Annotated in this window: 19 protein-coding genes; 17 read left to right on the forward strand and 2 right to left on the reverse strand. The window is 60.8% G+C overall.

Annotated elements, in window-relative coordinates; translation table 11 throughout:
* The first annotated feature begins 298 nt into the window (after positions 1 to 298).
* From aguB to IF690_RS02645, 3 genes are all read left to right on the forward strand, one after another.
* Positions 299 to 1177: an N-carbamoylputrescine amidase gene (aguB, locus tag IF690_RS02635; RefSeq protein ID WP_202698736.1), complete on the forward strand. Its 879-nt coding sequence runs from the start codon at positions 299 to 301 to the stop codon at positions 1175 to 1177.
* Between the two features lie 4 nt (positions 1178 to 1181).
* Entirely contained in the window at positions 1182 to 2288 is a 1107-nt protein-coding gene (aguA, locus tag IF690_RS02640; RefSeq protein WP_202698737.1) for an agmatine deiminase, read from the forward strand.
* 246 nt (positions 2289 to 2534) lie between these two features.
* Positions 2535 to 2735 carry a hypothetical protein gene (locus tag IF690_RS02645; RefSeq protein ID WP_023970043.1) on the forward strand — a complete coding sequence of 67 codons (201 nt, stop codon included), beginning with the start codon at positions 2535 to 2537 and terminating at the stop codon, positions 2733 to 2735.
* 478 nt (positions 2736 to 3213) lie between these two features.
* Here the strand turns inward: IF690_RS02645 and IF690_RS02650 are convergent, their stop codons facing one another.
* Positions 3214 to 5307 carry a TonB-dependent receptor gene (locus IF690_RS02650; protein WP_202698738.1) on the reverse strand — a complete coding sequence of 698 codons (2094 nt, stop codon included), beginning with the start codon at positions 5305 to 5307 and terminating at the stop codon, positions 3214 to 3216.
* Positions 5308 to 5561: 254 nt separating this feature from the next.
* Here IF690_RS02650 and IF690_RS02655 point away from each other — a divergent pair, with 254 nt between their 5' ends.
* From IF690_RS02655 to IF690_RS02685, 7 genes are all read left to right on the forward strand, one after another.
* Positions 5562 to 6257, forward strand: coding sequence for a DsbA family protein (locus IF690_RS02655; RefSeq protein ID WP_202698739.1), 696 nt, complete (start codon positions 5562 to 5564; stop codon positions 6255 to 6257).
* A gap of 27 nt (positions 6258 to 6284) precedes the next feature.
* Positions 6285 to 6680 (forward strand): nuclear transport factor 2 family protein, encoded by a 396-nt coding sequence (locus IF690_RS02660; RefSeq protein ID WP_202698740.1) that lies wholly within the window; start codon positions 6285 to 6287, stop codon positions 6678 to 6680.
* 236 nt (positions 6681 to 6916) lie between these two features.
* Positions 6917 to 8221 carry an OprD family porin gene (locus tag IF690_RS02665; RefSeq protein ID WP_202698741.1) on the forward strand — a complete coding sequence of 435 codons (1305 nt, stop codon included), beginning with the start codon at positions 6917 to 6919 and terminating at the stop codon, positions 8219 to 8221.
* Positions 8222 to 8398: 177 nt separating this feature from the next.
* Positions 8399 to 8809: an MbcA/ParS/Xre antitoxin family protein gene (locus IF690_RS02670; protein ID WP_202698742.1), complete on the forward strand. Its 411-nt coding sequence runs from the start codon at positions 8399 to 8401 to the stop codon at positions 8807 to 8809.
* Positions 8809 to 9486 (forward strand): RES family NAD+ phosphorylase, encoded by a 678-nt coding sequence (locus IF690_RS02675; RefSeq protein ID WP_202698743.1) that lies wholly within the window; start codon positions 8809 to 8811, stop codon positions 9484 to 9486. Before IF690_RS02670 ends, IF690_RS02675 begins: the two co-directional genes overlap by 1 nt.
* A gap of 75 nt (positions 9487 to 9561) precedes the next feature.
* A complete protein-coding gene (locus IF690_RS02680) occupies positions 9562 to 10227 on the forward strand; it encodes a hypothetical protein (RefSeq protein WP_252189527.1) in 666 nt (221 codons plus the stop codon).
* Positions 10228 to 10232: 5 nt separating this feature from the next.
* Positions 10233 to 10928 carry a tetratricopeptide repeat protein gene (locus tag IF690_RS02685; protein WP_202698745.1) on the forward strand — a complete coding sequence of 232 codons (696 nt, stop codon included), beginning with the start codon at positions 10233 to 10235 and terminating at the stop codon, positions 10926 to 10928.
* Between the two features lie 75 nt (positions 10929 to 11003).
* On the opposite strand, the gene IF690_RS02690 is transcribed toward IF690_RS02685, so the two are convergent.
* Positions 11004 to 11405 carry a c-type cytochrome gene (locus tag IF690_RS02690; RefSeq protein ID WP_202698746.1) on the reverse strand — a complete coding sequence of 134 codons (402 nt, stop codon included), beginning with the start codon at positions 11403 to 11405 and terminating at the stop codon, positions 11004 to 11006.
* Between the two features lie 179 nt (positions 11406 to 11584).
* Here IF690_RS02690 and IF690_RS02695 point away from each other — a divergent pair, with 179 nt between their 5' ends.
* From IF690_RS02695 to IF690_RS02725, 7 genes are all read left to right on the forward strand, one after another.
* Entirely contained in the window at positions 11585 to 12739 is a 1155-nt protein-coding gene (locus IF690_RS02695) for a colicin E3/pyocin S6 family cytotoxin (protein ID WP_252189528.1), read from the forward strand.
* 8 nt (positions 12740 to 12747) lie between these two features.
* Positions 12748 to 12987 carry a pyocin S6 family toxin immunity protein gene (locus IF690_RS02700; RefSeq protein ID WP_202698747.1) on the forward strand — a complete coding sequence of 80 codons (240 nt, stop codon included), beginning with the start codon at positions 12748 to 12750 and terminating at the stop codon, positions 12985 to 12987.
* A 2-nt stretch (positions 12988 to 12989) separates the two neighbouring features.
* On the forward strand, positions 12990 to 13373 hold the full coding sequence (locus tag IF690_RS02705; RefSeq protein ID WP_202698748.1) for a hypothetical protein: 384 nt from the start codon (positions 12990 to 12992) through the stop codon (positions 13371 to 13373).
* A 363-nt stretch (positions 13374 to 13736) separates the two neighbouring features.
* The gene (locus IF690_RS02710; RefSeq protein WP_202698749.1) at positions 13737 to 15203 is read left to right on the forward strand and encodes a c-type cytochrome; all 1467 of its coding nucleotides are present in this window, start codon (positions 13737 to 13739) and stop codon (positions 15201 to 15203) included.
* A gap of 40 nt (positions 15204 to 15243) precedes the next feature.
* Positions 15244 to 17019: a cbb3-type cytochrome c oxidase subunit I gene (locus IF690_RS02715; protein WP_202698750.1), complete on the forward strand. Its 1776-nt coding sequence runs from the start codon at positions 15244 to 15246 to the stop codon at positions 17017 to 17019.
* Positions 17016 to 17708 carry a cytochrome c oxidase subunit 3 gene (locus IF690_RS02720; protein ID WP_202698751.1) on the forward strand — a complete coding sequence of 231 codons (693 nt, stop codon included), beginning with the start codon at positions 17016 to 17018 and terminating at the stop codon, positions 17706 to 17708. The genes IF690_RS02715 and IF690_RS02720 overlap by 4 nt, the downstream gene beginning before the upstream one ends.
* 4 nt (positions 17709 to 17712) lie before the next feature.
* Positions 17713 to 18423, forward strand: coding sequence for a heme-copper oxidase subunit III family protein (locus tag IF690_RS02725; RefSeq protein ID WP_202698752.1), 711 nt, complete (start codon positions 17713 to 17715; stop codon positions 18421 to 18423).
* Positions 18424 to 18435: the final 12 nt, after the last annotated feature.

The following is an 18435-nucleotide window of genomic DNA, read 5'->3' on the forward strand; positions in this document are numbered from 1 at the left end:
CCGGATCGCGAGCAAGCTCGCTCCTACAGGTTGGCGGCGTCCCTGCAGGAGCGAGCTTACTCGCGATAGCGCCAGAACAGACCGTCTCAATCCCGAAAATGGTTCAATAAATATCGATAAAAATCGGTATTAATATGTGTTTATTTTAAAATTTATATTTTTATGGCTTTTAAGTCGGATTTTTATCGGTTATAAACTCCTCCCAACCAAGGCTCGGCCATGTCGCGTCCGGCCTTGCCCCTTTCTGTCATCGGCCGATGCCACCATCGGTCCCTTGCTGCTGCCCAGGAGATGATTCATGAGCCGTATCGTTACCGTCGCCGCAACCCAGATGGCCTGTTCCTGGGACCTCGAAGCCAATATCGAGACCGCGGAAAAACTGGTCCGCGAGGCCGCCGCCAAAGGCGCGCAGATCATCCTGATCCAGGAGCTGTTCGAGACCCCGTACTTCTGCCAGAAGCCGAACCCGGACTACCTGCAGCTGGCCACCCCGGTGGAAGGCAACGCGGCCATCGCCCACTTCCAGAAGGTCGCCCGTGAGTTGCAGGTGGTGCTGCCGATCAGCTTCTTCGAGCTGGCCGGGCGTGCGCGTTTCAACAGCATCGCGATCATCGACGCCGACGGCAGCAACCTCGGGATTTATCGTAAAAGCCACATCCCGGACGGCCCGGGCTACCACGAAAAGTACTACTTCAATCCGGGCGACACCGGCTTCAAGGTGTGGGACACCCGTTACGCGAAAATCGGCGTGGGCATCTGCTGGGACCAGTGGTTCCCCGAGTGCGCCCGCAGCATGGCGCTGCAAGGCGCAGAGATCCTGTTCTACCCGACCGCCATCGGCAGCGAGCCCCACGACAAGAGCATCTCGTCCCGCGACCACTGGCAGCGCGTGCAACAAGGCCACGCCGGCGCCAACCTGATGCCGCTGATCGCCAGCAACCGCATCGGCAACGAAGAGCAGGACGGCTACGACATCACCTTCTATGGCTCGTCGTTCATCGCCAACCCGTTCGGCGAGAAGGTTGAAGAACTGAACGAGACTGAAGAAGGTATTCTTGTCCACAGTTTCGACCTCGACGAGCTGGAACACATTCGCAGCGCCTGGGGTTCGTTCCGCGACCGTCGGCCGAACCTGTACAGCGCGATCAAAACCCTCGACGGTTCCCTGGAGTCCTGAACCCATGACCACTTTGCACAGCACCCCTCGCGCCGACGGCTTCTACATGCCAGCCGAGTGGGCGACGCAGACCCAGACCTGGATGATCTGGCCCGAGCGCCCGGACAACTGGCGCCTGGGCGGCAAGCCGGCGCAAGCCGCGCACGTAGCGGTGGCCAAGGCCATCGCCCGTTTCGAACCGGTGACCGTGGCGGTGTCCGCGGGCCAATATGAAAACGCCCGGGCGCGCCTGGACGTGCCGAATATCCGCCTGGTGGAGATGTCCAGCGACGATGCCTGGGTCCGGGATACCGGCCCGACCTTCGTCATCAACGACAAGGGTGAAGTCCGTGGCGTGAACTGGGACTTCAACGCCTGGGGCGGTTTCGACGGCGGCCTGTATTCGCCGTGGAACCGCGACTCGCAGGTGGGCGGCAAGATCCTCGAGATCGAGCGCAGCCCGCGTTACCGCACCGAGGGCTTCGTGCTCGAAGGCGGCTCGATTCACGTCGACGGCGAAGGCACGGTGATCACCACCGAAGAGTGCCTGCTCAACCGCAATCGCAACCCGCACCTGAACCGTGCCGAGATCGAAGCGGTGCTCAGCGCCAACCTGGCGGTGGATAAGGTCATCTGGCTGCCGGATGGCCTGTACAACGACGAAACCGACGGCCATGTGGATAACTTCTGCTGCTACGTGCGCCCAGGCGAAGTGCTGCTGGCCTGGACCGACGACCCGCAGGACCCGAACTACCCGCGCTGCCGGGCGGCGCTGAACGTGCTGCAAGACAGCACCGATGCCAAGGGGCGCCCGTTCACGGTGCACAAGATGCCGATTCCGGGGCCGCTGTATGCGACCGAAGAAGAGTGCGCGGGCGTCGACCCGGTGGACGGCACCCAGGAGCGTAATCCGTCGGTGCGCCTGGCCGGTTCCTATGTGAACTTCCTGATCGTCAACGGCGGCATCATCGCCCCGAGTTTCGACGACCCCCTGGATGCCCAGGCCAAGGAAATCCTGCAGAACCTGTTCCCGCAACATGAAGTGGTGATGGTGCCAGGTCGCGAGTTGTTACTGGGGGGCGGGAATATCCATTGCCTTACTCAACAGCAACCGGCGCCACACAAGGTTTGAGTGGTGTTGTAACAGCCTGCAACGCCTGATTGACGGGCTGTTGCATGGATCCAATCCGGTGTCGCCCGGCAAGCCCGCAGCCCTTATGGACTGCGGGTTTTTTTGTATTCGAAAGCCAGCAATCGCGGGACCTTGGCATAGCTCTTGTATCTCTCGCGAGGTCACTCTGAGGCCGGTGGAACTCCGATGTTCTGTCATAAACCTTGGATAAGTTAGCCGCTCACAAACCGGGAGAGAGCGCTGGAGATGAATAGGGTCAGCGAGCGGACTTCACATCCCTTGGCAATGAGTAGCGAATCGCTTCAGGTTCTGGCGCAATGGTTGAAGTCCAATGGAACGCGACAGGTCCGGGAAACCGACTCGCGCCGGATGATCCTCGATCGTTACCCTGCTGGTTTATTCAGCGAGGCGGAACTCGAAGCGTTGTGGGATGTGTTGGAAGGATAAGCAAACAACGGATTGGTAAAAGCGCTGCCCGGATGGCAGCGCTTTTTTTTTGCGCGAATGTAGCCGCAGCCGAAGGTTGCGATCGGCCGCGCAGCGGACGTGGATCTACCAACGCGGTCTGTCAGGTCGATGGCATGCTCAGGTTTTGCGCCGGCTGCGCCGTCGATCGCAGGCTGCGCCAGCGGCTACAGAGTGCGCGCAGGGCATAGGTCGAGAGCTTTTGTAGCCGCTGCCGAAGGTTGCGATCGGCCGCGCAGCGGATGTGGATCTGCCAACGCGGTCTGTCAGGTCGATGGCATGCTCAGGTTTTGCGCCGGCTGCGCCGTCGATCGCAGGCTGCGCCAGCGGCTACAGAGTGCGCGCAGGGCATCAGGTCGAGGGTTTTTGTAGCCGCTGCCGCAGGCTGCGATCGGCCGCGCAGCGGACGCCAGGCCGCCATCGCGCTCAGGCGATGGCTGGCCGTATCCATGGCTGCGTTTTAGAAGCTGTAGGTACCGGTCACCACCAGGCTGCGCGGGTCGCCGAACTGGATCTGCCCGGCGCTGGTGGCCGAGGAGTAGTAAGTGCGGTCGCTGATGTTGTTCAGTGCGGCCCGCAGGTCCCAGTCCTTCTGCCGGAAGCCGGCCAGGGCGTCCCAGCGGCCGTAGCCCGGAAGCACCACGGTATTGGCGTTGTCGGCATAACGGTCACCCACCAGGGTCAGGCCGGTCTCGGCGTACCAGCCCATTTCCGGTTTCCAGGTCACGAACAGGCTGCCGTTGCGCTTGGCCACGTTGTTCACCCGGTTACCTTCGTTACCGTTATTGCTCTTGACCACAGTCGCGTCCTGCAGGCCGATGCCACCGCGTATCGACCAGTTGCCGACGATCTTGCCGGCCGCGGTCAGTTCCACGCCGCGTGAGCGCTGCAGGCCGGTCAGCAGGATCACGTTCGGGTCTTCCACGCTGCGGCTGCGGCGGTTGTAGAGCTCCAGCTCATAGACCGCCAGGGTGGTGCTGAAACGGTCGTCGAGCCAATCGCTCTTGACCCCGATTTCCTTTTGCCGGGTGCGTTCGGGGCTCAGGTCGTTGGTGTTGCCGTTGGCGTTCGGGGTGATGCCGATCAGGCCGCCGCCGACGGGGGAGAAGCTCTTGCTCCAGGAGGCGTAGATGGAGTGGTTCTCCAGCGGGGTCCAGACCACGCCCAGGCGCGGGCTGGTGCTGTGGCTGTCGCGGTCGTCCTTGCGATCGAGGATCTTGTTGTGGGTCTCGACATTGAAATTGTCGTAGCGCAGGCCGGCGAGGATTTGCCACTGATCGTTCAGGCGCAGCTGGTCCTGGACATAGACGGCGCGGCTTTCCACCTCGCTGTGGTTGTAGCTGGACGCCACCATTTTCCCGGTATGGCGCAGGTTTTTATCCGGGTTGAACGGGTCCAGGGACGGCACGGCCTGGCCACCGGCCTTGACCGCCGCCGCGGTGTAGAGCTTCGGGTCGCGTCGCTGGCTGCCCAGCTCGACACCCGTCAGCACCCGGTGCTCGAGGCCGAAGGTATCGAAGGTGCCTTCGACTTCGAGGTTGTTGTAGAGGTTGCGGGTGTTCAGGTCCTGCTGCCAGCGCTGGCGGTTCACCCGCTGGGTGCGGCTGTCGTAGCCGGTCTGGTAGGTGTTGTCGAAATCGCTGTCGAGCTTGAACAGGCTCAGGGTATGGCGCAGTTGCCAGTTGTCGTTCAGCTCGTAGCTGAGCCTGGAGCGCAGGGACTGGGACTTGTCGTCGATGTAGTCGCGCTTGTCGCCGTAGGTGGTGTCGCGGCTCACGTCCGCCGGGCGCCCGTCGATCCCCGGGATGCCGCGGTCCGGCGTGCGGTTGTAGCGGCTGTATTCGTACTGCACCAGCCAGTTCAGGTCTGGCGTCAACTGCCAGCTCATGGACGGTGCGAACAGCTGGCGACTGCCACTGACGCCATCGCGAAAGCTGTTGTTGTCCTGGTTACCCATGTTCAGGCGCAGGCTGATGTTCTCGCTGGGGTCGGCGCTGAGGTCGGCATACAGGCTGCGCAGGTCTTCGCTGCCGCCTCTGACTTCGACGCTGGAGTGGCGGCCGAACTGCGGCAGCTTGCTCACCCGGTTGACGATCCCGCCCTGACTGCCACGACCGTAGAGCACTGCCGCCGGGCCCTTGAGCACCTCGATGCGCTCGATGTTGTGCAGGTCGCGCACGTACTGGCTGTCGTCACGGACGCCGTCGAGGTAGAAGTCGTTACTGGCGTCGAAACCGCGAATGCGCAGGCTGTCGAAGCGGGTATCGGCGCCGCTGCTGACGTTGGGGATACCGCTCAGGGCCGTGCCCAGATCGTTGATGCCGTAGTCCAGCAGGTTGCTGGTCTTCACCGAGTCGATGGCTTGCGGCACGTAGCGCACCGGCGTGGCGGTGCGGGTCGCGGTGCTGACTTCCTTGACCCGTGGATCGTCGGCATCGACTTCTGCGCTGATGGCCGTGGCCGGCAGGGTGGTCGGGGCGGCGCAGGTGAAACCGGCCGTCAGCGAGGCGCAAAAGCCAAGGGTGAGAGGGGTCAGGCGGAAGGGGGCAGGCATGAAAAAACGCATCCAGAAGGCTAAAGGAAACAATCGGCGCGAATGGTAATGCTTGCTATTTACTTTCGTTAATTATTCTTGAAAAGTTCCCCGGACGGATTGTTTCAATTTGTGTCTTGATTGAAATGCGATGGATACATCCTGATTCGACCGATTCGCGAAACAGACTAAAAGCCATTCCAGCGTTTTTCGCCGCGGGCCACAGGCATAGTCTGCCGCCATCGAATTTATCGGCCTTTGTCCCGGAGCCTTGCATGTCGGCAGCGACCCTTCATTACATCTACGATCCCTTGTGCGGCTGGTGCTATGGCGCCAAGCCGCTGGTGCAGGCGGCCCAGGCGGTGCTGCCGGTGGTGGCCCATGGCGGCGGCATGATGACCGGGCGCAACTGCCAGCCGGTTTCGCCGCAACTGCGCGACTACGTCATGCCCCATGACCGGCGCATTGCCGAATACACCGGGCAACCGTTCGGCGAGGCTTACTTCGAAGGTTTGCTGCGCGATCATTCGGCGGTCTTCGATTCGGCCCCGCCGATCGCCGCGGTACTGGCGGCGCAGGCGCTCGCCGGGCGCGGCCTGGAATTGCTCGGGCGCTTGCAGACGGCGCATTACGTCGAAGGGCGACGCATCGCCGATGTCGACGTACTGTTGGAAATCGCCGAGGGCCTGGGCTTTGAACGCGACGAGTTCGAAGAAGCCTTCGAGTATGCCGCGGCGAACAGCCTGAACGAGCACATCAAGGCCAGCCGCGCCCTGCTGGCCCGGGTCGGTGGCCAGGGGTTCCCGACCCTGGTGCTGGAACAGGACGGCCAGTTCAGGCTGATCGATATCAGCCCCTGGCTGGGCAAGCCGCAGGCGTTCGCCGACTGGCTGAGCGAGGCATTCGGTACGCCCGAAGTCGAACTTTCAGCCAGCCTGCAGGCCTGTGGCCTGAGCGGTTGCGTCCTTTGAACCACCCACTTACTGGCGGAGTCACCCATGGATAACCTGGCACTGATCAAAAGCACCTACGAAGGGGCCAACTCCCAGGAGAATGCGCAAAACACCGCCGCCGCCCTGGCCGCCGATGCGCGCTGGACCGAAGCGGCAGGCTTTCCCTACGCCGGTACCTACGTCGGTTTCGATGCCGTGGTGGAGAATGTCTTCAAGCGCCTGGCCACCGAATGGGAGGGGTTTGCCTTCACCGTCGAGAACTATGTGGCCCAGGGCGACAAGGTGTTCGCCTATGGCAATTACAGCGGCGTCTATAAAGCCACGGGCAAGCCGCTGAATGCCCGCGTGGCCCATTTGTGGACGCTCAAGGATGGCAAGGTCACGCATTTCGAACAGTTCGTCGACAGCCATACCGTGCAACTGGCCATCAAGGATCGCTGAGTTCTTAGACGATTTTTGCCTATTTTCAGACGATTCTTGAAATTGACACACTGTTCGGGGCGCGGCTAGGATTCGCGCCAACGCCTGTGGCCAACGGCCATAACATTCAAATAATAAAAGGCCCGCCGCGATTTTTCGTGGGCGGGTCTTTTTGTTCCGGCCTGAAAAAAGAGCGCCTAAGCGCCGTTTCCAAGGAGCACCACAGCGCGTCATCAACCCGTAATAAGGAAAATAAAATGTTGAACAAGCGGATCGGTCTGATCGCACTGGGGATTCTGAGCGCTACTCAAGCCATGGCTAACGACCAGGCTGAGTCCAAGGGTTTTGTCGAAGACAGCAGCCTGAAAATCCTGCTGCGCAATGCCTACATCAATCGCGACAAGAAAAACGGTAACGATGACCAGCGCGAGTGGGGTCAAGCGGCCATCGGTACCTTCTCGTCGGGCTTCACCCAAGGCACCGTGGGTGTGGGCGTCGATGCCTTCGGCCTGTACGCCCTGCGCCTGGATAAAGGCAGCCACAGCGGCGGCCAGGGCATCGACTTCTTCAAGCCAAGCGAAGGCGGCAACAAGAGCCCGGCAGGCGACCTGGCCAAGGCCGGCGCCGCGGTCAAGTTCCGCCTGTCCAACACCGTGCTGACCTACGGTGACCAGATGCCGGCCCTGCCGGTGCTGAGCTACGACAATGGCCGTCTGCTGCCGGAAAGCTACACCGGTACCCTGATCACCTCGAAAGAGATCAAGGGCCTGGAACTGAACGCCGGTCGTTTCACCGCCGAGTCGCGTAAAAGCGCCGAAGGCCATGACAGCGGTGGCCTGAAGTCGATCAACGTATTGGGCGGCAGCTACCAGTTCACCGAGCAGTTCAAGGGCTCGCTGTACGCTTCCGACGTCGAAGACGTGCTGAAGAAGCAGTACGTGAACCTGAACTACGTGTTCCCGCTGGCCACCGACCAGTCCCTGACCTTCGACTTCAACGGCTACCGCACCAAGCTGGACAAATCCTACGCCGAGTTCAAAGAAGCAGGTGGCCAGGACAACAAGATCTGGAGCCTGGCGGCCACCTACGCCACCGGCCCGCACTCCTTCACCCTGGCGCACCAGCGCAGCACCGGCGACAGCAACCTGGGCTACGCCTACGGCGGCTACCAGAAAGAGCAGCACCGCGTGGGCGACGGTGGCAACACCATCTACCTGGCGAACTCCTACTGGTCCGACTTCAACGCTGAAGACGAGCGCAGCTGGCAGCTGGGCTACGGCCTGGACTTCGGCGCCTTCGGCGTACCGGGCCTGACCTACAACCTGGCTTACGTGCGTGGTGACAACATCACCTCCACCAACAGCGAGGGCCAGACCACCACTGGCGGTACCGAGCGCGAAATCTTCAACCAGTTCAAGTACGTGGTCCAGAGCGGCCCGGCCAAGGACCTGAGCGTCAAGGTGCGTAGCTCGATCCTGCGCGTATCGCAGAAATCCAGCGGCTACAACGACAGCGGTAACGAACTGCGTGTGTTCGTCGACTACCCGATCAACGTGTTCTGATGAATGCCTGATCGCGGCCTGATATCAGGCCGGCAATAGAAAAAGCCCCGACTGGTTCGGGGCTTTTTTGTGGGTGTGGATAAGTTTTTGTGTATTCACATCAGAATAAAAACTACCTATTTATTCGTATCCGTACTAGGCTCAAGGTATCACTCACTGACTCACGGAGGCCCGATCATGACCGTCCCGTCCGCCGTTCAAGCCGCCCCCCATGACCTGGATACCCCGGAAGCCAGCCGGGTGGCGCTGAAGTTCTTCTTCAACCTCATGCAGCAGTGGGGCTGCAGCGCCGAGCAACAGCGCACGCTGCTGGGCAAGGTCGGCAACACCACGCTCTACAAGTACAAGCAGCTGCCGGCCAATGTACGCCTGCCCCACGACACCCTGGAGCGTATCTCCTACCTGATGGGTATCCACAAGGCGCTGAGCATCATCTTCAGCAACAGTCGCGAGCGCGTTTACCAGTGGGTCAGCAGCCCGAACACGGCCGCGCCGTTCAACGGCCGGACCGCCCTCGACTACATGCTCGCCGGCCGTGTGGTCGACATCGCCGACGTGCGCCGCTACCTCGACGGCGTTCGCGGTTGATGGCGGCGCCACTGGCTTCGCCGGCATGGCCGCGCGCCTACCGGATCGTCAACAGCTGCTTTCCGCCCATCAGCCTGTTCGAGGACGTGCTCGACCCCGAGGACCTGCAAACCGCCTACGCCCTGGAAGCCTTGACCAACGACCGGCTGCGCGAACAGGTCGGCGAGCTGTCCCGGGTGCTGCCCGAAGACCGCATCGCCGGCCCGGGCTCGACGCCGCTCATGGCGGCCTTCACCCATATTGGCAAGGCCAGCCGCTTCACCGATGGCAGCTACGGCGTCTACTACGCCGCCAGCAGCCAGGCCGCGGCCATCGCCGAAACCTGCTACCACCAGGAACGGTTCCTCGCCGCCACCAACGAGCCGGACCTGGAGCTGACCATGCGCACCTACGTCAACCAGGTGCTCAAGCCCCTGCACGACATCCGCGCCGATCACCTACAGCTGCACGACCCCGATCCTGCCCGCTACGGCGCCGCCCAGGCCTTCGCCCGCGAGTTGCGCGACAGCCGGTCCTGGGGCCTGCTGTACAACAGCGTGCGCCTCGAAGGCCACGAATGCATCGCCGCCTTCCGCCCGCCGGCGGTGTCGATCCCCAAGCAGGGCAAGCATCTGCGTTATGTGTGGAATGCCAGCAGCCAGAGGATTTCGTTTGTGTTCGAGGTGAGTGCGGTGTGAGGTTGGCGGGGTGATGGCTCATGGCTATCAATCTTGCTACAGTCTGCTCCCCCAATTTCGTCACGGATGATCTCGATGTTCCGTTCCTTGCTATCCGGACTTTGCCTGCTGGCTTTCACCAGCGTTGCCCATGGCAAAGACGCCGCGACTCCCGAGCAGTTGCTGGCCGAGTTCTCGCGCTGCGATGCGCAGTTTTTCGAAGCCCTGAACAATTCCCGCTTGCCTGCTGGCACCTTGAACCTGGCCAGGGCCGGCTCGGTCATGGCGCCCAAGGTAATGAACCCGCTGCTGGAAGGCGGGCGCTATCAAGCCTTCGACCAGCCGCTGGTGGTCAACGGCGTGCGCCTGGTGGGTTACTACAACGAGGCGCAGTCGCTGAACAAGCTCGGCAGCTTTCTGTTCTGGGGCTTTGTCGCCGAAGGGGAGGTCAAGGATGTCACCGCGAACCTGAAACCGCTGGTGGCGAACAATGCGCGCCTGGTGCCTCAGCGCACGGCATTCAGCCGGGTGGAGATTCGCCGGGTTGGCGATCCGATCCAGCAATGGCGTACCGAGGGCCTGAGCGGCCCGGGCGTGGCCACGCCTTTCGGTTTCGTCGAGCGGGTATTCACGGTCGATAAAGGTGTCGCAGAAGCCCCGATAGCCGGGCGCACTACCATCTTCTGCTCGCTCCAGGGCACCGTCACCGCGCCCTTGCTGCAGGTGTACCGCCCAGACCTCAACGCCCATCTGCTGGACTGAACAACATGCCTTCACTGTATTTTCGTGGCTTGATCCTGCTGACCTGTTCGCTGGCCGTTACCGGCTGCGCCAGCCTGCAAACGCCAGAGCAAGCCAACTTCGCCCATTGCCGTGCCGTAGGTCAGGCCTCCAAGGCCGAAAACTATGAGTTGGTGCTGCAACAGGCCAACCTGTGCCTGGAAAAGAACCAGCTGTCGGGCAAGATGCAGAGCATGGTGTATTGGCTCAAGTCCGATGCCTACGCCAGCCTCAAGCGCTACCCGGAAGCCATCGCCGCTAAGGAAAAGTCCATCGAGGTGAGCCCGACGCTCGAACCGCGTGCGGCCCTCGATCTGAGCCTGCTCTATCGCCAGGCAGGTAACCCGCAGAAAGCCCTGCAACTGGTGCAATCCAACATGGATGCGGGCCTGGGCGAAGCGGGCAAGGGCGCTGGTTTCAACATGCCGACCTACTATCACCTGGGCCTCTCGCTCAACGATCTGGGGCAATACCGCGAAGCCGCCGAAGCCTTCAGCGCCGGCCTGCAAAAACAGCCGGACTTCGCCTGGGCCTACTACCATCGTGGCGAAGCCTACGAGCACCTGGGCCTGGCCGACGATGCCCGTAGCGACTTCACCCAGTTTGCCAAGCGGGTGGACCAGAAGTACGTAGAAGCCGAGCAGAGAACCAAGCTGGCCGAGTACAAGATTGCCCTGCCCTGAGCGGCTGCTCGAATGAAGAAACACCCATAAAAAAGGCCCGCAGCGATGCGGGCCTTTTGTTTGCGGGCAAAGATCTCAGTTCTGGGTTTCTACTGCCTGAAAGCTCTGCAGATAAGCCAGTAGATTGTCGATCTTCTCCTGATCGCTCAGCCCCCAGAAAATCATCCGCGTGCCGGGTACCACGGCCTTTGGGTCTTCCAGATAGGCCACCAGTTTGTCGCGGGTCCAGACGATGCCGGAGGACTTCATCGCGTCGGAGTAGTGATAGTCCGCCACGCTACCCGCCGTGCGCCCGAAAATGCCATTGAGCTGCGGCCCGAAAGAGCTGCGCACCGAAGGGCCGATATTGTGGCAGCCACCGCAAATGCGCTTGAACAGCTTGCCACCGGCCTCGGCATCGCCCACTGCTTCTGCCTGGGCATGGAGCGACGGCAGGCTGAGCATCAGGGCCAAGGTCAGGGCGGCGGTTCTTTTCATGTTCGGCTCCGGATCGGGTGTGACAGGTAACAAATGCGGGTAGCTATTTGAGCATGGCGGGTATGGCGTTGGGGATGTTGTTCGCCTGTTGTTTGAGTTGCTGAATCAGAAAGCCCTTAAAGCCAAGGTTGGGTGTTGCTTAATAGAGTGTTCCGCTAGCTCATCAGGATGATTCTCTTATGGCTGGCGACCCTTTCGCAGGACACCACTGCAAAGTCTGTTATGAACAAGCAATGAAGGAAAAGAAGCGGCTCGATACGCTTTTGCGCGATGAGCGCAGGCAACTCGTCAAGGCGCCACCGCTTCCTGTCGATCCCCCGTCTCCTCCAGAAAAAATGCCTTCCCCCGTGCTCAGGGGCTGTGTTTTTGCCAAGTCCTGCACATTGCCGGATGGGGTGATAAACCACAGCAATCCTGGTGGATTTGTACCGGTCGAATCATTGAAACAGTACGGTGCCTATGCGGTGCTGGGCACCGGTAGTGCGATATCCATTACTGGCACCGCTCTGCAATGGATTGGTGGTTCCAGTAACGCTGCAACCCTAGCAAGTCGCCTGGGAGGAACCTTGGCATTGGGCGTCGCTGAGGGCAGCGTAGGTGCGCCTCTTCTAGTGGGGACGGTTGCGCTGCTGATGCCAGACACCATGTCAGCTGACAGTGCGTTCTACACGTCTGAGCAGTATGCACAGTTGAGTCAAGGCAACACTCGGGTCCGGGTGAATGTTAAACACCTGCCAAACGGATCGGTCGGTATTTACGGGTTTTACACAGGGACGAAGAGTGAGTGGCAACGTGTGCCGGTAATTGCTGCTCGGGTTCAAGGTGAACAGCTGGTGGCGGATATGGGGAACGGGATTGAAGTCATCTGGACTCCAGCAGCCGATCCCAACGCGGTGCTGGGCATTCCTGTCTTGGAGGGGGCTGCAATGCAACCTGCGGTGTGGATCTATCCGCCGACCGAACAAGCCGACCGTATCCTGATTCATCCCGTACATCCTCCAGACTATCAAGACGCAATTATCTGGTTTCCTAACACTGATATTCAGCCCATCTACATTTCACTGAGTGTATCGGGTAGCCATCGCTACCATCTTGCACCTAAAGGGTTGGTGGCCTTTCCTGACGCCACCAAAGTCAATTCAAAAAGCAGGGTTCAGGGCGGTGGTAGCCTGCGTAGTCGTTGGAAGGATCGGAAAGGTCGAATTTACGAGTGGGACAGCCAGCATGGGGCAGTTGAAGTTTACGACAAACAAGGTCGGCACTTAGGTGAGTTTGACCCCATCACTGGCGAGCAAACCAAGCCCGCTGATCCAGGAAGAAAAGTCGAAAAATAGAGGTGTTTATGTACTTGTGTATTACCGGATTTTTACCCAATAACGCAGAAGACGACTCGCTCAAGTATGAGCTTGATGTAAACGCTGCTTTTAACGATCAGATTGTGCAGCTTCTTGGTCATGAAAGCCTTGAGACCATGGCTGAGGGGCTATGGCCTCTGACCAACGAGCAAGTTGCGCAAATATCCGAACTGATTGGTCAAGTACTGCCTAGCGACTTGGAGATGTTGATTGGGGTAGAGGAGTAGGCGTGTTTGAGGCAGAAGATACTTTTTTCATCTTGGTGATTGCGAGTTTTGCATTGGCGTTTTTATTTATTGGAACGCAGCTGTACTTCGCCTATTTCCGGATGAACGAAATACTCAGCAGCTTGAGCAACTCACGCGGTATCCAGTTGCGCTGCTCTGTCATGGGGAAAGATCCATTTACTCGCTTCTTCATGCTGATCAGCGTCGGCGGCATGCTGACCTTCTACAAGCGTTCGCTGAAAGGTGGTGATCTGGATGCCGAGGACTACAAAAAATTTCCAGGCCCACTGCGCCGAATGATAAAGCTCTCGTACGTGGCTGCACTTTTTGGGGGAGCGCTGCTGTTTGTTCTCTGGGGGATTGGCAAGTACATGGGGTGGCTCTAGTAGTTCGGCTGACATGTGCTGCTATCCAATCAGGCATCAGTTCGGCATGGGTACGGGAGAAGTACTGAAACGCATGCGGTAAGGGTCCAAAGCAGGACAGATTGTGCCCCGGAAACAACGAAGCCTTCGCATCGCCGCGAGGGCTTTTTTGTGAGTCGAAAACAGCCCCTGACCGCCCGTCCTGTATAGGGGGCGCCGCCGCACGTCCGTTGGGGCGCACTATACTTTTCAGAAGATTTGCCCCGGGGACAGAGGCAATGTTCCAGCAGGCTTGGGAGGAGGGTCAGGCAGCGGTGTGACGCTGCGGTTGGGTGACGTTGCGTTTGCATGGCCACAGAACAACCGGCACAGGATGACGAAAAAATGGCGATAGCAATCATCTTGGTTCTAGTCGTTGTCGCTTCAGTGCTGTTTCACCTGCTTGCTCCCTGGCAGATGACGCCGGCTGCCTCCAACTGGGGCTCGATAGACACCACGCTGCTGATCACCCTGGTCATTACCGGCATCTTTTTCATCGCCATCACGGTATTCATGGCCATTGCCGTGATTCGCTTCCGTCACCGGGAAGGTGCCCGGGCGCACTACCAGCCGGAAAGCAAGAAGCTGGAAGGGTGGCTGGTCATCCTCACCTCGTTGGGCATCATCGGCATGCTGGCGCCTGGCCTTGTGGTCTACAACGATTTCGTCCAGGTGCCGCAAGAGGCTACCCAGCTCGAAGTGGTTGCCCAGCAGTGGCAGTGGGCCTTTCGCTTTCCCGGACAGGACGGAAAACTCGGCAAGGCGGATGTCAAATGGATCGATCCCGGCAATCCCTTCGGGCTTGATCGCAACGACCCTGCGGGGCAGGACGATGTGCTGGTCATGAACAATGAAGTGCGCCTGCCCATCGATCGGCCGGTAAAAGTCCTGCTGCGCGCAAAGGATGTCCTGCACGATTTCTATGTTCCGCAGATGCGCGCGAAGATGGATATGGTGCCGGGCATGGTGTCCCATTTCTGGTTCACCCCGACCCGACTCGGCAAGTTTGAAGTGCTGTGCGCCGAGTACTGTGGCCTGGGTCACTACAACATGCGCGGCCATCTGATCGTCGAGGAGCAGGGCGCGTTCGACCAATGGTTCGCCAGCCAGCCGACCTTTGCCCAGACGCTGACCAGCGTCGCCACGCCAAGCCGGGACAGCCTGCTGGAAAAAGGCCGCCAGCTGGTGGAAAGCCATGGCTGCCGCGCCTGCCATAGCCAAGACGGCAGCGCCAGCCTGGGCCCGGGCTGGAAGGACCTGTACGGCCGCTCGGAACCGCTGGCCGATGGCACCCGCGTCCAGGTCGACGAGGCCTACCTCAAGGAGTCGATTCTCGAGCCGCAGGCCAGGCTGGTCCAAGGCTTCCCGCCGGTCATGGTGGCCTATACTTTCACCCAGGATGAGCTGGCCGCCGTGGTGGCCTTTATCAAGTCGCTGAGTGCCGCGGGGCAGAAAGAACAAGCCCCCGCGGGCGCGCCTGATGAGCTGGCGGCGCAGGGACAGCGGCTGGCCGAATCCCTGGGTTGCCTGGCCTGCCACAGTGTCGATGGCAGCCAGGGTGTCGGCCCGAGCTGGCAGGGCTTGTACGGCAAGACGCAAACCCTGGCCGATGGTTCTCAGGTCAAGGCCGATGAGGGCTACCTGAAGGATTCCGTGCGCCAACCGGGCGCTGCGATCGTCAAGGGTTATGCCGCGGTGATGCCGACCTTTACCCCCAATGACAAGGAACTGGATGCTCTGATCGCCTTCATCAAGTCGAAAGCTGCTGTCGACGCGGGTGCCGGAAAGGTGGAATCGGGCAAGTCGCCGTAAATAGCCGCAAATGCTCCGAAACTTAGCGGAGGATGAGCTGATGGCTTATGTCGAGCACGCAGGAACAGACGTCCTGCACGAACCGAAGAGCTTCTTCACGCGCTATATCTGGAGCCAGGACCACAAGGTCATCGCCATCCAGTATTCCCTGACGGCGATATCCGTGGGGCTCGTCGCCCTGGTGCTGTCCGGCCTGATGCGCATGCAGATCGGCTTTCCCGGCAGCCTCGGGTTCATGGATGCCAGCACCTATTACCAGGCAATGACCATGCACGGCATGATCATGGTCATCTACCTGCTGACGGCGCTGTTCCTGGGTGGCTTCGGCAACTACCTGATTCCGCTGATGGTGGGTGCCCGGGACATGGTCTTCCCCTACGTCAACATGCTGAGTTTCTGGTTCTACCTGCTCTCGGTCCTGGTGCTGCTTTCCAGCTTCTTCGTCCCGGGCGGGCCCACCGGGGCGGGCTGGACACTCTATCCGCCGCAAGCCATCACCCAGGGCACACCGGGTACCGAATGGGGCATCGTGTTGATGCTGGTGTCGCTGGCGATCTTCATCGTCGCCGCCACCATGGGCGGGCTGAACTACGTGACCACGGTGCTGCAGGCCCGCACTCGCGGCATGACGCTGTTTCGCATGCCGCTGTCCGTCTGGGGCATCTTCATGGCCTCGATCCTGGCCCTGCTGGCCTTTCCGGCCTTGTTCGTCAGCGCCGTGATGATGCTGTTCGACAAGCTGCTGGGCACGAGCTTCTTCATGCCGGCGGTGATCTCGATGGGGCAGCAGCTCGCGCACCAGGGCGGCAGCCCGATACTGTTCCAGCATCTGTTCTGGTTCTTCGGCCATCCGGAGGTCTACATCGTCGCCCTCCCGGCGTTCGGCCTGGTCTCCGACTTGATCAGCACCCATGCGCGCAAGAACATCTTCGGTTACCGCATGATGGTCTGGGCCATCGTCGCCATCGGCGTGTTGAGCTTCGTGGTCTGGGCGCACCACATGTACGTCAGCGGGATGAACCCGTACTTCGGCTTCTTTTTCGCCGCCACCACCTTGATCATCGCCGTGCCGACCGCGCTGAAAGTCTACAACTGGGTGCTGACCCTGTGGCATGGCGACATCCACCTGACGGTGCCGATGCTGTTTGCCCTGGCCTTTATCGTCACCTTCCTGGTCGGTGGTCTCACCGGTTTGTTTCTCGGCAACGTGATTGTGGATATCCCGCTGTCGGACACCTACTTCGTGGTGGCCCACTTCCATATGGTCATGGGAGTGGCGCCGATCCTGGTGATATTTGGCGCCATCTATCACTGGTTTCCGAAGATCACCGGGCGCCTGATGAACGACACCCTGGGCAAGCTGCATTTCTGGATAACCTTCCTGGGGACCTACTGCATCTACTTCCCCATGCACTACCTGGGGCTGCTGGGCATGCCCCGGCGCTATTACGCCTGGCAGAACTACGATTTCATCCCGCAATCGGCGCAGCAACTGAATGCGTTCATCACCGTTGTCGCGCTGACGGTCGGGGTATGCCAACTGCTGTTCCTCTTCAACCTGGCCTGGAGCGCCTTCAAAGGCCAGCCGGCGGGCCCGAACCCATGGGGGGCGGCCAGCCTGGAATGGCAAACGCCGGACACCCCGCCCGTGCATGGCAACTGGGGGCCGGAGCTGCCGGTGGTGCACCGTTGGGCCTATGACTACAGCGTGCCCGGGATAGAGCAGGACTTCGTGCCGCAGACGGTTTCTGCCCAGGAGCTGGAACAGATGAGGCAGCGCAGCGCAGAAGCCAGGATCGCAGGCCAAAGACCATGAACGGGCCGCTATTGAAAAACACTGAAAGCGCCGGCGCCGGCGGCCGTTGGAGCCAGCCCCCCGACAGCTCTCGGGTACCGGCGGGCCTGGATAGGGCGAAAGCCGCCAAAGTGGGCCTGCGCGTGTTCCTGGTGGTGGTGACCTCGCTGTTCCTGCTGTTCCTGCTGGCCTTCATCGCGCGTTCGCAAATGGCCGACTGGCAGCCGCTGACCGAGCCCTTGGCGCCATTGGCCAGTGCCCGGCAACTCTGGCTGAACACGCTCCTGTTGGTGCTGGGCAGCGTCAGCCTGCAGTGGTCGCGAATGGCCGCTCGGCGGGGCGCGTTGAACGGGGCGACCCTCGGCTTCACCCTGGGCGGCGTCTTTGCAATCGCCTTTATCGGAGGGCAACTCTGGGTCTGGAAGCAGTTCGTCGACTGGGGCTACTTCGTCTCCGCTAATCCGGCCAACAGCTTTTTCTATCTGCTGACCGGCGTGCACGGGCTGCACCTGCTGGGAGGCCTGGTGGCCTGGGGCAGGGTCGGCGCCAGGTTCCTGCGACGGGTTGCGCTGTCGCGACTGGCGCCCAGCGTGGAGCTCTGCGCCATCTACTGGCACTACCTGCTGGGGCTCTGGATCGTCCTCTTCGCCCTGCTGACCAGCACGCCGGAAACCTATCAAGCCATCGCCGCATTCTGCGGCCTGAGGTGAAGCCATGGCATTGCCCTCAGCAACCCCTCCGGAAGAGCCCGTCCCGACCCCGCCCGATACGCTGGTAGCGGGGTGGAAGGGCATCGCCACCGACTGGGCCTCGGACCGGGATGTGTTCAAGCGGGTGCCCTGGGGCAAGGCGATGATGTGGATCTTCCTGCTCAGCGACACCTTCATCTTCACCTGCTTCCTGACCGGCTATATGTCGGTGCGCATGAGTGCCACCGCCCCCTGGCCGAACCCCAGCGAAGTGTTCGCCCTGACCATCGGTGGCGTTGAAATCCCCTTGATCCTGATCGCCATCATGACCTTCGTGCTGATCAGCAGCAGCGGCACCATGGCCATGGCCGTGAACTTCGCCTATCGCCGTGTGCGCGGCAAATGCGCGGCCCTGATGCTGGCCACCGCGGCCTTCGGGGCGACCTTTGTCAGCATGCAGGCGTTCGAGTGGAGCAAGCTCATCGCCGAAGGCGTGCGTCCCTGGTCGAACCCCATGGGCGCCGCGCAATTCGGTGCCAGCTTTTTCATGATTACCGGCTTCCACGGGTTGCATGTATCGATCGGCGTCATTTACCTGTGCATCGTCGCCTTCAAGGTATTGCGCGGCGACTACGAGCGCTCCGGCAACTATCAGATCGTCGAGATCGCCGGGCTGTACTGGCACTTCGTGGACCTGGTGTGGGTATTTATCTTCGCTTTCTTCTACTTATGGTGAGCCCGCAGAGGA

The sequence above is a fragment of the Pseudomonas sp. SK3(2021) genome, assembly GCF_016772375.1.
Taxonomy (GTDB): domain Bacteria; phylum Pseudomonadota; class Gammaproteobacteria; order Pseudomonadales; family Pseudomonadaceae; genus Aquipseudomonas; species Aquipseudomonas chlororaphis_I.

What these genes read in the sequence shown, in the direction of transcription:
- aguB (WP_202698736.1), top strand. Translation starts at nt 299, where the DNA reads ATGAGCCGTATCGTTACCGTCGCCGCAACCCAGATGGCCTGTTCCTGG.
- aguA (WP_202698737.1), top strand. Translation starts at nt 1,182, where the DNA reads ATGACCACTTTGCACAGCACCCCTCGCGCCGACGGCTTCTACATGCCA.
- IF690_RS02645 (WP_023970043.1), top strand. Translation starts at nt 2,535, where the DNA reads ATGAATAGGGTCAGCGAGCGGACTTCACATCCCTTGGCAATGAGTAGC.
- IF690_RS02650 (WP_202698738.1), bottom strand. Translation starts at nt 5,307, where the DNA reads ATGCCTGCCCCCTTCCGCCTGACCCCTCTCACCCTTGGCTTTTGCGCC.
- IF690_RS02655 (WP_202698739.1), top strand. Translation starts at nt 5,562, where the DNA reads ATGTCGGCAGCGACCCTTCATTACATCTACGATCCCTTGTGCGGCTGG.
- IF690_RS02660 (WP_202698740.1), top strand. Translation starts at nt 6,285, where the DNA reads ATGGATAACCTGGCACTGATCAAAAGCACCTACGAAGGGGCCAACTCC.
- IF690_RS02665 (WP_202698741.1), top strand. Translation starts at nt 6,917, where the DNA reads ATGTTGAACAAGCGGATCGGTCTGATCGCACTGGGGATTCTGAGCGCT.
- IF690_RS02670 (WP_202698742.1), top strand. Translation starts at nt 8,399, where the DNA reads ATGACCGTCCCGTCCGCCGTTCAAGCCGCCCCCCATGACCTGGATACC.
- IF690_RS02675 (WP_202698743.1), top strand. Translation starts at nt 8,809, where the DNA reads ATGGCGGCGCCACTGGCTTCGCCGGCATGGCCGCGCGCCTACCGGATC.
- IF690_RS02680 (WP_252189527.1), top strand. Translation starts at nt 9,562, where the DNA reads ATGTTCCGTTCCTTGCTATCCGGACTTTGCCTGCTGGCTTTCACCAGC.
- IF690_RS02685 (WP_202698745.1), top strand. Translation starts at nt 10,233, where the DNA reads ATGCCTTCACTGTATTTTCGTGGCTTGATCCTGCTGACCTGTTCGCTG.
- IF690_RS02690 (WP_202698746.1), bottom strand. Translation starts at nt 11,405, where the DNA reads ATGAAAAGAACCGCCGCCCTGACCTTGGCCCTGATGCTCAGCCTGCCG.
- IF690_RS02695 (WP_252189528.1), top strand. Translation starts at nt 11,585, where the DNA reads ATGGCTGGCGACCCTTTCGCAGGACACCACTGCAAAGTCTGTTATGAA.
- IF690_RS02700 (WP_202698747.1), top strand. Translation starts at nt 12,748, where the DNA reads ATGTACTTGTGTATTACCGGATTTTTACCCAATAACGCAGAAGACGAC.
- IF690_RS02710 (WP_202698749.1), top strand. Translation starts at nt 13,737, where the DNA reads ATGGCGATAGCAATCATCTTGGTTCTAGTCGTTGTCGCTTCAGTGCTG.
- IF690_RS02715 (WP_202698750.1), top strand. Translation starts at nt 15,244, where the DNA reads ATGGCTTATGTCGAGCACGCAGGAACAGACGTCCTGCACGAACCGAAG.
- IF690_RS02720 (WP_202698751.1), top strand. Translation starts at nt 17,016, where the DNA reads ATGAACGGGCCGCTATTGAAAAACACTGAAAGCGCCGGCGCCGGCGGC.
- IF690_RS02725 (WP_202698752.1), top strand. Translation starts at nt 17,713, where the DNA reads ATGGCATTGCCCTCAGCAACCCCTCCGGAAGAGCCCGTCCCGACCCCG.